The 13,321-nt window shown below is 40.4% G+C and carries 10 protein-coding genes; 7 read left to right on the forward strand and 3 right to left on the reverse strand.

Annotated features, from left to right (window positions below; genetic code table 11):
* Positions 1 to 24: 24 nt before the first annotated feature.
* The gene (locus CWB60_RS19265) at positions 25 to 429 is read left to right on the forward strand and encodes an HIT domain-containing protein (RefSeq protein WP_004586851.1); all 405 of its coding nucleotides are present in this window, start codon (positions 25 to 27) and stop codon (positions 427 to 429) included.
* 44 nt (positions 430 to 473) lie between these two features.
* Here the strand turns inward: CWB60_RS19265 and CWB60_RS19270 are convergent, their stop codons facing one another.
* Positions 474 to 2,174: a DUF8614 domain-containing protein gene (locus CWB60_RS19270; RefSeq protein ID WP_055254716.1), complete on the reverse strand. Its 1,701-nt coding sequence runs from the start codon at positions 2,172 to 2,174 to the stop codon at positions 474 to 476.
* Between the two features lie 275 nt (positions 2,175 to 2,449).
* Here CWB60_RS19270 and CWB60_RS19275 point away from each other — a divergent pair, with 275 nt between their 5' ends.
* Complete coding sequence (locus CWB60_RS19275) at positions 2,450 to 3,289, forward strand: HDOD domain-containing protein (protein ID WP_138577583.1); 840 nt, start codon at positions 2,450 to 2,452, stop codon at positions 3,287 to 3,289.
* An 81-nt stretch (positions 3,290 to 3,370) separates the two neighbouring features.
* Here CWB60_RS19275 and rdgC read toward each other — a convergent pair whose 3' ends face one another.
* Positions 3,371 to 4,279 (reverse strand): recombination-associated protein RdgC, encoded by a 909-nt coding sequence (gene rdgC, locus CWB60_RS19280; protein ID WP_004586854.1) that lies wholly within the window; start codon positions 4,277 to 4,279, stop codon positions 3,371 to 3,373.
* A gap of 83 nt (positions 4,280 to 4,362) precedes the next feature.
* A complete protein-coding gene (locus tag CWB60_RS19285; RefSeq protein ID WP_004586855.1) occupies positions 4,363 to 6,120 on the reverse strand; it encodes a sensor histidine kinase in 1,758 nt (585 codons plus the stop codon).
* A gap of 372 nt (positions 6,121 to 6,492) precedes the next feature.
* Between CWB60_RS19285 and CWB60_RS19290 the strand changes: the two genes are divergently transcribed.
* The 5 genes from CWB60_RS19290 to glyA all read left to right on the forward strand — a co-directional run bounded on the left by CWB60_RS19290 (position 6,493) and on the right by glyA (position 13,275).
* Entirely contained in the window at positions 6,493 to 6,861 is a 369-nt protein-coding gene (locus CWB60_RS19290) for a response regulator (RefSeq protein WP_024031682.1), read from the forward strand.
* Between the two features lie 229 nt (positions 6,862 to 7,090).
* Complete coding sequence (thrA, locus tag CWB60_RS19295) at positions 7,091 to 9,508, forward strand: bifunctional aspartate kinase/homoserine dehydrogenase I (protein ID WP_138577581.1); 2,418 nt, start codon at positions 7,091 to 7,093, stop codon at positions 9,506 to 9,508.
* Positions 9,509 to 9,517: 9 nt separating this feature from the next.
* On the forward strand, positions 9,518 to 10,453 hold the full coding sequence (thrB, locus tag CWB60_RS19300; RefSeq protein ID WP_029773773.1) for a homoserine kinase: 936 nt from the start codon (positions 9,518 to 9,520) through the stop codon (positions 10,451 to 10,453).
* Positions 10,454 to 10,464: 11 nt separating this feature from the next.
* Complete coding sequence (thrC, locus tag CWB60_RS19305; RefSeq protein ID WP_138577579.1) at positions 10,465 to 11,748, forward strand: threonine synthase; 1,284 nt, start codon at positions 10,465 to 10,467, stop codon at positions 11,746 to 11,748.
* A 270-nt stretch (positions 11,749 to 12,018) separates the two neighbouring features.
* Positions 12,019 to 13,275, forward strand: coding sequence for a serine hydroxymethyltransferase (gene glyA / locus CWB60_RS19310; RefSeq protein WP_024031685.1), 1,257 nt, complete (start codon positions 12,019 to 12,021; stop codon positions 13,273 to 13,275).
* Positions 13,276 to 13,321 lie beyond the last annotated feature (46 nt).

A 13,321-nucleotide genomic window follows, 5' to 3' on the forward strand; every position in this document is an offset into this window, starting at 1 on the left:
TTAAAGACTAACTAGGATGTGACGATGACGAACCACACTTTTGAACTCGCCCCAGAGCTTAAGCGCGATTGTATAGAACTGGCAGATTGGCCTTTATGTAAGGTGCTATTACTTAACGACAGCCAATACCCTTGGTTTGTATTGGTACCTAGAAAACCTAATTTAAAAGAGATCATCGATTTATCTGATGCCGATCAAATTGTATATTTAAAAGAGTCGGCCAAACTCAGCAAGCTTATTATGCAAGTGTTTAGCCCTGATAAATTAAACGTGGCCGCTTTGGGTAATATGGTGCCGCAATTACATATTCATCATATTGCACGTTTTACAACTGATGCTGCGTGGCCTGCACCGGTGTGGGGTAAGTTTCCTGCAAAACCATACACAGATGAGCAAATAATAGCGCTAAAAAAAGCGCTGCAGTTATAAACTACAGCGCTTTATTAAACTATTACAAAGTATTACGTGTTGGGTTAGTTAAGGCCTAACACGTCTTTGCCTTGTTTAAAGGTTACATCAACCGGAATATTTGCTTGGCTTAGTTTTTCTAAGTCTTTAGCAAGCTCTTCTTTAATATCGCCATGAGTGGCAATTAGTTGATCTACTTTTTCGTAATCGCCGTCACCTTGTAATGTTAAAATTAAGCGCGACAGCTTAGCCATAGCCACGCCCATTTTTTCCATATTTACACGGTATAAGCCCTCTTCATTTTTAGAAAAAGCGCCTTCTTGTGCAAAAAAGTTAAAGCGGATCATGTTGGCTTTACCATGTGCGCTTGATGCACCAAAACGTACTGAGCGGAAAATACCCGCCATAAAGGTGGTGTAGTAATCTTCTAATGTGCCTTCGGTAATTTCGCCTTTTTTAAGTAACTGCTCAACCATGTATAAACCTAAAATATCGGCTTTACCTTCTTCAAGTGCACTTGCGTGCTCTTGTAATGATTGGCGCACAGTGCCTTTATTTGTAATGGTGTTTTTAATACCTAGGCCATGAGCCACTTCGTGAAACATGGTATTGGCAAAAAAGGCGTTAAAGGTAATATGCTTACGTTGCTCAGGTACAATTAACTGCTCAGCAATTGGCACTAAAATTTTATCAAATTTTGCACGCATTGCGTTTTTAAGCTGCAGGCGACGAGTGCCTTTTTCAAGCTGTACTTGCTCATCGTTTGGTAAGTTAATGGCAATCGTTTTGCTGCCCGCATTTGAGTGACCTGCATAGTAAACCACATCGTAAGCATTTAAATCGGCGTCTGAGCCTGGCACTTCTTGCTTATATTTAGCATCTACCGGTAAACCTTTTTGAAGCTCTGGTAAAAAGGCCGCAAACTTAGCTAGGCGCTCGCTCCATTTTAAATCTTTAATTAGTACATACGACTCATAAGCAGAGCGGTAGCCAAAGAGTTGATCTTCGTAAGTTTCAATTGGGCCAATAACCACATCAACGGGGTTATTTTTCATGTCCATCCAGGCAAAGTCAGAACCCTGAAAATCATCTTTTTGTAGTGCATCAGCACGTAGGTTTAAGTAATTGGCAAATTCTTTATCATCGGCAAGCTTACTGGCTTCACGTAATAAATCTGCTGCTTTAGCTAACTCCTCAGCGTATTCTTTTGAGTAAGGCACGCTGTAAAGGTTACCTTGCTCATCACGTTTAATTAATGAATAAAGGCCTTTTTTATCTTCTACGTCGGCGTTATTTAGCTCTTCTTTTGTTATGTCGGCTGGGTAGAATTGTGCGCCAAGGGCTTTTTCTTTGTAACCTGATAAAAACGGTTCGTCACCATTTAAACGATCCCAAGGACCGTAGTTAATATCAGCAAATTTACGTACTTTTTCATCACTTAGCTTTGCTAAAAAAGCGTCTTTATTATCGCCAAAAGCCTGCTTCCAAAATAGCTCGTCCATAATTTTAGAGGCATCGATAAGCTTAGCAACCATGGCTTTTTGATTCTCACTTAAATGAGATAGGTCGGCTTCTAGGCTAAAGTCGGTGTAAATATCTAAGCGTTGTTTATCAATATTAATTAAATCTGGGCCAGCTTGCGCGGCACTTTTTTGAGCAAGTTCTACACCTGTGGCTTCGGTCGAAGAGGGGGCTTGCTCTGAGCATGCACTAAGAAAAACGACGCCTGAGAGTAAAATTGCTTGGCTAATTTTGTTTAAGATCATTTGATTGCCTGTTAAAAAAGTAAGTTTAATTATTTGTACGCTTAAATATAATTGCTAGCGCGTACAAACGTTTCCTTATAGTGACTGCATTAAAGCAAAACTAAATGGTAAATAGCAAGTGTTTGGCGTTGTACCGCGCCTACAGGCGATAATAACAATTAATTTATATAATTTTCTTAACTTTATCGGTAAGTTAGATAATACTCATTGTATTACTCATTTTATCCGAGGTTAGCAGTTGCATTGCGGCCCAGAAACAAAAGGATGACAGTTCTATGTCTACAGAAAATGCACTATTAACGATTTTGGTTGATAGAATCAATAACGACACTTTGGTTTTACCTACGTTACCTGAAGTTGCAATTAAAGTGCGCCAAGCGGCCGATAACCCTGATGTAAACCTAATGCAAATGTCAGATGTGATTGGGCAAGACCCGGCTCTTTCAGCGCGCATGATTAAAGTGGCTAACAGTGCAATTATGGGCCGAGTGGTTAAAGTGTCTAACTTACAGCAAGCGGTTACTCGCATTGGTTTACGCCAAATTAAAAATATAGCAACTGCAATGGCAATGGAGCAGCTGTTTGTTTCTAATAATGAGCTAATAAAAGGCTACATGAGTAAAGCGTGGCAAAAAACGCTAAATGTGGCGGGGCATTCAATAACGCTTATGGCGTTTTATTTACAAAATAATAAACGTACATCGTTAAATAGTGACGCTATTACGCTGGCGTCGTTGGTATATAACATTGGTGTATTGCCTATTTTAACCGAAGCTGAGCGCCACCCAGAGGTGTTTGCTAACCCAAGCTTTTTAGCGCATGCAATTCAAAAGCTCAGTGGTAAAATTGGTGGCTCAATTATGGGAGCGTGGGAGTTTCCACCTGAATTTGTAAATGTTGCTAGACATTGGGCAGACCCTACGTATCGCCCTGAAGAGATTGGTTATGTTGATTTTATTCGTATTGGCGCTATTTTAGAGGGGACTTTACAGGTTTCTGATAAATCAGCGGCTTTACAAACTTACATAGATAAAGGCGTTATTCCTTCTATGCAGCTATTTTCAAGTGACGAATACAACGACATGCTTGAAAATGTAAAAGACACATTTAGCTAATTAGCAGTTATAAAGGTAAAAGCAAAAAGCACGACTAAGTCGTGCTTTTTTGGTTTTAATAGCGCTTATAATTTTAGCGTTTTATAAATCTTCTGCATCACCTAAACCGGCCGTCAGCTCTTCAAGCAGTAGCTTGATTTCTTCTGAGGCTAAAATAAAGTCAGCATCTAATTTAACCGCCATATCTTCTTTAGGAATATCGGCGTTTTCTTCTTTTAAAGTTTCTGAGTAGCTTAAACGCTTGATAGAGCCATCGTTTTGCAGCATAAACTTCAGGCGTTCTTGCCAATCAAGTGCAAGTTTGGTCACGCGTTTACCATTTTCTAGGTGCGATTTAACTTCATCACACGATAAATCATGACCTTTTAGTTTAACCTGTGCGCCACTGTCGTCGGCTTCTTCTAGCTCAGCATCAAAACCTATAGCAAAGTTTTCAGGGGTGCTGAAGTTAGTTAACCAATCAGTTAAAAATACATCTAGGTCGTAGTTTGCAAAAGCAGGTACTACCGGTAATGTGCCCAGAGACTTACGCAGCAATGCAAGTAGCTCTTCTGCTTTATTAAAACTGCCGCTGTTTACTACAACCCAGCCGTTTTCTTGGTCAATAAAAGCAAACTGTAGGCTCGATTTTTTAAACGCTTGAGGTAATAAGGTAGTTAAAATGTTTTCTTTTAACTCGTCTTTTTCTTTCTTTTTAACAGGGCGGTTTTCTTCCGCTTCTATTTGATCTACTTTTTCGGCAACCATTTCATTAACAACAGATGCAGGCAGCACTTTTTCTTCACGTTTGGCACACACTAAAATGCTTTTTTGTGAAAAATGCGCCAGCGAGTCACCATGCTTACCAAATGCTTTTGTCCAACCAAATGTAGAAAGGTCTTGAGAGCCACAAGGGCGAAATACATCTTGTTCTAACGCTTTTTCAAACTCTTCTTGAGTGTACGAAACATCTTGCTTAAAGCGATAACAAATCAGGTTACTAAACCACATAAGGTAACTTTTCCATCTTTTAAATTTGCTCAATCATAGCAATAAAATGGGGTTCTCGAAATGGCTGATTTTAAGCAAAGCCGTTATTGATTAAATAATGGCTTTGGCATGTTTTTAGGAAATTCAATATGGTAATGAAGCCCTTTGCCAGGCTCACTGCTTGCCTCTATTGAGCCGCTAAGTGTTTGCTTAACTAAGTTAAAGGTTATGTGTGTGCCTAACCCACTGCCGCCTTGGTCGCGTTTTGTAGTAAAAAATGGGTCAAACAATTTGGCTAATTGCTCTTTTGTTACGCCATTGCCGTTATCGGTGTAGTCAATAATAAGGAGTGTGTCATCGGCGCTAATATTTATATCAATATTGCCCTGCGCAATATTATCAAAACCATGAATAATTGAGTTCATAATCAAGTTGGTAAAAATTTGGCTAATTGCCCCTGCAGGCAGGTTAAGAACTAAATCATCCGGACACTGTAAATTTATGGTGTGCTTGGTTTTTTTTAGTTTAGGGTGGAGCGATAAAATTACTTCGTTTAAATAATCTTTAAAGTTAATTGTTCTTACAGCTTCACTGGCTTGGTCTACCGCTATTTGTTTAAAGCTGGCAATAAGCTCAGAGGCTCTATCAAGGTTGGTTGTAAGCAAGCTTGTGCTTTGCTTAGCTTCGTTTATAAACTCTTCTAATGCTTTGGGCGATAATGTTTTTTCTTTGTAGGCATTTTCTAACGTGTTTAAACGCTCTTGTAAAAACGATATAGCGGTTACACCAATCCCTATAGGTGTATTTATGTCGTGTGTAATACCGGCGACTAATCCGCCTAGTGCAGCCATTTTTTCAGTGCCTACTAAGCGCTCTTGAGCAAGGCTTAGCTCGTCTAGATAGCGTTCAAGCTCTTTTTGTTTAGTTAATAATTCTTCTTCGGTATGTCTGCGTAAATCAACTTCTTCGGTTAGTACCAGCTTTTGTTTTTCTAGTTCGTACTTTTGCTGTTGTAAATCCATCATAGCTTGGCTTAAGTTTGACGTTTTACGGGCAACATCTTGTTCAAGCTGTATATTGTGCTGGTCGAGCTTTTCGTTACTAACAATCAACTCACGTTGGGTATGCTCAAGCTCTTTTCTGTATTGAACTACTTTATCTATTAAGTTATTAAAAGACTGCTCCATAACGTTTAGCTCGTTATGCTCTTCGGTCTCAATGTCTATGTGTTGACCTTCTAAGTCATCAAGCTCTAAGTTTTCTATTTGATCGGTTAACTCGTTTAAAGGGTCGGTGAGCAGCTTTCTAAATGCCATTAAAAACAGAATGATCAAAAAGGTGGTTTTGATCATGGCGTTACCAATTAAAAAGTAAATAGATACCATTATTCGGCTAAATACCACATCGCGGCTAGAGAACAAGGTCACATCACCTACTTGAGTAGCGCGCCCCGAAAATTCAAAAATTAGGGGGAAGGTATAGCCAAAGAGACCCGATTTGGTGTCCTCTATAATGACTTCCTCTTGTACGAGTTGTTGGTTATAAAGTTTGTGTATATCCAAAGAGCGCCCCAGCTGCGAAATAATTTCACCGCTGTCGTCGCGCACTATAATGCCCTCCACCATAGGTATAGCAAGTAAGCCTTCTGCGGTTGTAATTGTTTGCTTTGTGTTTAGTTCCCAAATTGCGCGTGTTAAGCTTCGGCTAAAGGTTTTTTGCAGCGTACTTAGCTCATCACGAATGTAGTCTTTAGTATTTACAAATTCTGCAAGCACCTGTCCACATGTCACCACAAAGGTAAGCAAAAAATACACTGATAAAACATTAGTTAACAATTTCTTAGAAAGGCTTTTTTGTAACATATGGGATTTACTCATCCGGTGTAATTATATCTAAGTTGCAATTTCTAACTTAAAAGTTAGTCAATAAAACCTTAAAAATAAATAAAAAATTTATATTTTAAAGAGATAGCCCAGCTATTGAGTCGTTTTGTTTTAATAATAGTGCACTAAACTGATTTAAATTAATTTTAATGCCTACTGAGATTATAAAAACGATGATTTTTAATAGGCAGCTAGAGCAATTATTAATAATATTTAACGTTTTATTGTAAGGTTACAGTATTACATTATGCGAACAAGCAAAGTGTTAGAGTTTTAGGAACGTGTTAGAATAGCAAAAACCAACGGACGGCTCGTTTTTATAATTTTTAGAAGGTTATTTTAGTAGTTAACATGATGAAATTTTCTATATTAGTGTGTGATGACTCCACTGTTGCACGCAAACAAGTTGTGCGTTGTTTGAATGAGTGCGTGAGTGCCGACATTCAACAAGCCGCAAACGGGGCCGATGCGCTGGCGCTTTTACGCTTGCAGCAATTTGATCTTTTGTGTTTAGACTTAACCATGCCAGAAGTTGACGGCGTACAAGTGCTGGAGCGCATCAAGGCAGAAAAAATAGAGTGTTTTGTACTAGTGATCTCCGCTGATATACAACAACAAATGAAGCAAAAAGTCGCGCAGCTAGGCGCTATCGATTTTATAAATAAACCTATTAATAAATCGGCTTTAAGTGAAGTTTTGCATAAATTTGGCATTCATTAGGTTTTTTCATGTTCAAAAAGGCTGTTTTATCTTTTAATTTGGGGTTGACAGCATAGCCTTTGTTAAGGCAGTCTTAGCTCTATGAAAACAATTAATCGCGCACTGACCATTATTATTACAACCACCATTCTTACTGGATAGTGGCATAGGTCGGTGCAACAAATTTAAAGGCCTGTGTTCACTAAGAACACAGGCCTTTTTTCGTTTTATGGGATGAGGAACATAAATAATGCGCGTTTTAAAATTTGGAGGCTCTTCGCTTGCCGACTTTGCCTGTTTGCAACAAGTAGCTTTGCTGGTAAAAGCACAGTTAAAAGATGAAATGTTACTGGTACTTTCTGCACCCGGAGGTATGACTGATTCATTAGTTGCGCTGGCAAGTGCCGCTGAGCAAGGTCAAGATTTTTCTCAGCAATGGCAAGCTTTGCTAAGCCGATGCGAGACATTAAAAGCAGAAGTAGAAAAAAGCAGTGGCGAAGTAACAAACTGGCCAGATTTTAATGAGCTTAAAAATAAGCTAGATGGTGTGGCGCTTATTAAGTGCTGCCCAGATCAAATTCGTGCTTTTGTAATTAGTTTTGGTGAGCGTGTTAGTGTATCGCTAATGCAAAGTTTATTAAGCTCGCACAATGCACAATACCTTGAAGCAACGCGTTGTGTTGCCTCTACTGGTGGCTACATTGATGCTGAGGCCGACTTAGTAACGAGCAAAGCACGCTTTCAAGCAGTACTTAAAGAAAACCCAGCCACCATTTACATTATGCCAGGCTTTACAGCAAGCAACGAACAAGGCGAACTTACTACACTTGGTCGTAATGGCTCTGATTACTCAGCAGCTATTGCGGCGGCGTGTTTAGATGCTGAAATTTGCCAAATTTGGACTGATGTTGATGGTGTGTACAGTGCTGATCCGCGCTACATCAAAAAAGCAACTAAAGTTGATTTCTTATCTTATAAAGAAGCGATGGAGCTTTCTTACTTTGGCGCTAAAGTACTTCACCCTAAAACCATTTTACCGTGCGCGAAAGCGGGCGTACCGTGCGAAATTAAAAATACCCATAACCCAGATGCTCAGGGGTCATTAATTGGTAACGACTATTCATCTGATGAGCCAGTAAAAGCGCTTTCTAGCTTGCAAGACTTAGCAATGCTTACCGTGTCAGGCCCTGGCATGAAAGGTAAAGTGGGCATGGCCTCTAAGGTATTTAATGCCCTTGCGCACGATAACGTATCGATAGTATTAATTACTCAATCATCGTGTGAATTTAGCATTAGCTTTTGTGTGCACGAAAGCGATTTAGCGCTCGCGCTAGAAGCCCTGCAAAGTGCATTTGAACTTGAATTACAAGCAGGCTTAATTGAGCCGGTGCAAGTACAACGTAATCTTGCCATTGTTACTTTAGTGGGCGATAACATGCGTGCACACAAAGGTTTAGCAGCACAGTTTTTTGCTTCTCTTGCACAGGCCCAAGTAAACATTGTAGCCATTGCGCAGGATTCTACAGAAAGTGCTATTTCGGCGGTTATTGATGGTGAGCTGTGTAACGATGCAGTGAAAATATGCCATGAAAACTTTTTTACCCACGTCCCTTCAATTGACGTATTTTTACTTGGCTGTGGCTTAGTAGGCCAAGAGCTTATTTCTCAGTTAGAGCGCCAGCAAGCGTGGCTTGAAAAACGTAATATTAAGTTAAACCTATATGGCGTTGCTAATTCTCGTCAATTGCATTTAGACAGCGAAGGTATTGCATTTGATGACTGGCAGCAAAAGCTTGCAGCATCAGAGCAAGCGTTTGATTTAAATTTAGTTGAGCAGTTTGTAAAACAAAATCACTTAGTAAACCCCGTGCTTGTAGATTGTACGTCTTCTGATGCGCTAGCAGCTCAGTATGTTGATTTTTTAAATGCGGGCTTCCATGTGGTTGCCGCTAATAAAAAAGCAACAACCAGCTCGTATGATTATTACCAAGACTTAATTGCAGCAACACAAAAAAATAACCGCAAGTTTTTATACGAAACAAACGTAGGTGCAGGCTTACCGGTAATCGATAACCTACAGTCGTTATTTGGTGCAGGTGATGAGTTACTTGAGTTTAGCGGTATTTTATCAGGCTCACTGTCGTATATGTTTGGTGCACTAGAAGATGGTTTATCACTTTCTGAGGCAACCATTAAAGCAAAAGAAAGCGGTTTTACAGAGCCAGACCCACGCGATGATTTATCGGGCACCGATGTGGCACGTAAATTACTTATTATTGCTCGCGAAGCCGGCATGAATTTAGAGCTTAGTGATATAGAAGTCGAGTCAGTATTGCCTCAAGGTTTTGCTCAAGGCGACAGCGTAGATGAATTTATGGCTAAACTGCCAAGTTTAGACGCTGAGTTTAACGACCGTATTCAAAGTGCGGCAGCAGAGGGCAAGGTACTTCGTTATGTAGGTACAATTAAAGAAGGTCACTGTAAAGTAGGTATTGAAGCGGTAGACTCATCGCATGCATTAAATGTTATTCGTGATGGTGAAAACGCGTTAGCTATTTTAAGCCAGTATTATCAACCACGCCCATTTGTAATTCGTGGTTACGGTGCAGGCTCTGCAGTAACCGCTGCAGGCGTATTTGCCGACGTATTAAAAACCTTATCGCGCTAGGAGAGCATTATGATAGAAGTATATGCTCCGGCGTCTATAGGTAATTTTGCAGTGGGCTTTGATGCACTTGGCGCAGCGCTTGCGCCTATTGATGGCAGCTTATTAGGTGATGTAGCTGTAGTAAGCGCCGCAGCAAGTGATGAGTTTGTTTGCTCTGGCGAATATGCCCATAAGTTACCAAGCGATGCGAGCGAAAACCTAGCATATCAATGTTTAGTGCATTTTAGAGCGCACGTTGCGCCAGATATGCCAAGTGTAAAATTAGAGCTTAAAAAGAACTTACCAATTGGCTCAGGGCTAGGTTCGAGTGCGTGCTCGGTGGTAGCAACCTTTGCTGCGCTTGATAAGTTTGCTCAAACCAATTTAAGCCAAGTTGAGCTGATTGAATTAATGGCTGATTTTGAAGCGATAGTCAGTGGCGGACGTCATTATGACAACATCACCCCGTGTTATTTAGGGGGCTTACAGCTTACAGGCGATTTAATTCCTGATAAGTCAATTGCTCTACCAGTTGATGAAAACTGGTACTACGTAGCAGCGTTTCCTGGGTTTTCGCTTAATACCGCAAAGGCACGCTCGGTATTACCTAAAGAGCTAAGCATGCATGCAGGGGTTGAGTTTGCACAGCGTTTATCGGCATTTAGCAGTTTGTTATTAACGCAGCGTTTTGATGATGCACTGAGCATTATGCAAGACGATATAGCAGAGCCGTACCGAGCACCGTTAATCACAGGGTTTAGCGAAGCGAAAGCAAATTTGCCAGCGCTTGGTGCAGAAATTGTCAGTATTTCAGGTGCAGGCCCTACGTTATTTACAGTGTGTAAAACATTAGAAGCTGCCGAAAAATGTGCGCAGTGGTTAGCGCAAAACTATATAAATGAGCAGGGCTTTTGCCACATTTGTAAATTAGATAACGACGGCACGCGTCAATTAACAGTTTTATAGGATAGGCATTTATGCAATTACATAATTTAAAAGAAAATTCTCAAAAAGTGTCGTTTGTTGAAGCGGTAAAAACAGGGCTTGGGCGCAATCAGGGGGTATTTTTCCCTGAAAGCTTAGCGCCACTCGCCGATGTAGATGCGTTATTAGATATGGACTTTGTTACCCGCAGTAGCAAAATTTTATCGCACCTTATTGGTGATGAATTACCCGCTGATACCGTTGCTCAAATGGTTAAAAATGCATTTAACTTCCCCGTAAAATTGGTAGAGGTTGAAGACAATAACTATTGTTTAGAGCTTTTTCATGGCCCTACGCTTGCGTTTAAAGACTTTGGCGGGCGCTTTATGGCTGAGTGTTTAGCACAGTTTAATCAAGGCGAAAAAGTCACGATTCTAACTGCAACCTCTGGCGATACTGGCGCTGCTGTAGCGCATGCATTTTACAACAAGCCAAACATAGATGTGGTTATTCTATACCCTAAAGGCAAAATTTCGCTTGCTCAGCAAAAGCTATTTACTACGCTTGGGAACAACATTCATTGTTACGCGGTTGATGGCAGTTTTGATGATTGCCAAGAGCTGGTTAAAAAGTCGTTTTTAGATGACGAAGTTAAATCTACACTTGGCCTTAATTCAGCTAACTCAATTAACATTAGCCGTCTAGTGGCACAAGTATGTTATTACTTTGAAGCCATTGCTCAGCTACCAAAAGAAAAGCGTGCTACAGCGCATATTTCAGTCCCTAGTGGTAACTTTGGTAATGTATGTGCCGCCATGATTGGTGCTGTAATTGGTTTGCCGTTGGGTAAACTAAGCGCGACTACAAATCAAAACGACACCGTGCCACGTTACATGCTTGATAAAAATTGGGCGCCAAATGCCACACTTGAGTCGCTTTCAAATGCGATGGATGTAAGCAAGCCAAATAACTGGCCACGTGTGCAAACAATGTTAGATAATAACTGGTTTAGCTACGATAATTTTTACTCAACCAGCGTGAGCGAAGAAAATACGCAAGCAGTGATGAAAAATATTCAACAAACTGGTTATGTTGCAGAGCCGCATACCGCCATTGCATACCAAGGTCTTGTAGAGAATAAAGCACCCGGCGCAGCAGGTATCTTTTTAGCAACTGCTCACCCTGCTAAGTTTAAAGATAGCGTAGAAGAGATTCTAAATATTGAACTTGATATGCCAAAACCACTTAGCGACGCACTTGCTAAACCTTGTTTAGCAAGCGACATTAACCCTGATTATGAAGCGTTACGCACTGAAATACTCGCTAAGTTAGGCTAACTAACTTAGCGTTAAAAAAGCGGCTTTGGCCGCTTTTTTTGTATTTTGAACGCGCTAAATAAAGTATTTATCATTAACTAATTAAATGTAAAAAATAAAAATCATTTAAATTTTTAATGCATTTATAAAAAAATATCATCTTAAAAACGCTGTGAAATAGATTCAATCCCTGTTTAAATATCCTCAACTTAAGAGCGTAGGCAAAGAGTCGTTTAAAGCGTACAATAAAGCCTCTAAAAAACACCATACACGTTGCCCTAGGAGACCCCAATGTTAGAACGTAGCATGAATATTTCGGATTTTGATCCAGAGTTATTTGACGCGATAAACAAAGAAACTGCTCGCCAAGAAGAGCACATTGAATTAATCGCATCAGAAAACTACTGTAGCCCACGCGTACTAGAAGCACAGGGCTCACAGCTTACAAACAAATACGCAGAAGGTTACCCGGGCAAACGTTACTATGGCGGTTGTGAGCACGTAGACGTTGTTGAACAACTTGCAATTGATCGTGCTAACGAGCTATTTGGTTCTGACTATGCAAACGTTCAGCCACATGCGGGTTCTCAAGCAAATGCAGCTGTTTTCTTAGCATTATTAGAAGCGGGCGACACTGTACTTGGTATGAGCTTAGCTCATGGTGGTCACTTAACGCACGGTTCACACGTAAGCTTCTCAGGTAAGCTATACAATGCAATCCAGTACGGGCTAGACGAAGCAACTGGCGAAATTGACTACGCACAGGTAGAAGCGCTAGCACTTGAGCACAAACCAAAAATGATTATTGGTGGTTTTTCTGCGTACTCAGGTATTGTTGATTGGGCTAAATTCCGTGAGATTGCTGATAAAGTAGGTGCTTACTTATTTGTTGATATGGCTCACGTTGCAGGTTTAATTGCAGCGGGTGTTTACCCAAGCCCTGTACCTCACGCACATGTTGTAACAACAACAACACACAAAACATTAGCAGGCCCTCGTGGTGGTTTAATTATTTCTGCTTGTGGCGACGAAGCAATTTACAAAAAGCTTAACAGCGCTGTGTTCCCAGGTGGCCAGGGTGGTCCTTTATGTCACATTATTGCTGCAAAAGCAGTGGCATTTAAAGAAGCTCTACAACCAGAATTTAAAACATACCAAGCGCAAGTAGTTAAAAATGCTCAAGCTATGGTTGCTGTTATGCAAGAGCGCGGTTACAAAATCGTATCTGATAAAACAGAAAACCACTTATTCTTACTTGATTTAATCGATAAAGATATCACAGGTAAAGATGCCGACGCAGCGCTTGGCAATGCAAACATTACTGTGAACAAAAACTCTGTACCAAACGATCCTCGCTCACCGTTTGTTACTTCTGGTTTACGTATTGGTTCACCTGCAATTACACGTCGTGGCTTTAAAGAAGCTGAATCGAAAGAACTTGCTGGCTGGATTTGTGACGTATTAGACAACATCAACGATGAGTCAGTACAAGCGCAAGTTAAAGAAAAAGTTAAAGCAATTTGTGCGAAACTACCTGTATACGCTTAATTGCATAAGCAGCAGTAATTTAGATCACAACAAGGGGCCTGTTTAC

Origin of the sequence: Pseudoalteromonas sp. S327 (assembly GCF_005886415.1) — a bacterium.
Classification (GTDB): Bacteria; Pseudomonadota; Gammaproteobacteria; order Enterobacterales; family Alteromonadaceae; genus Pseudoalteromonas; species Pseudoalteromonas atlantica.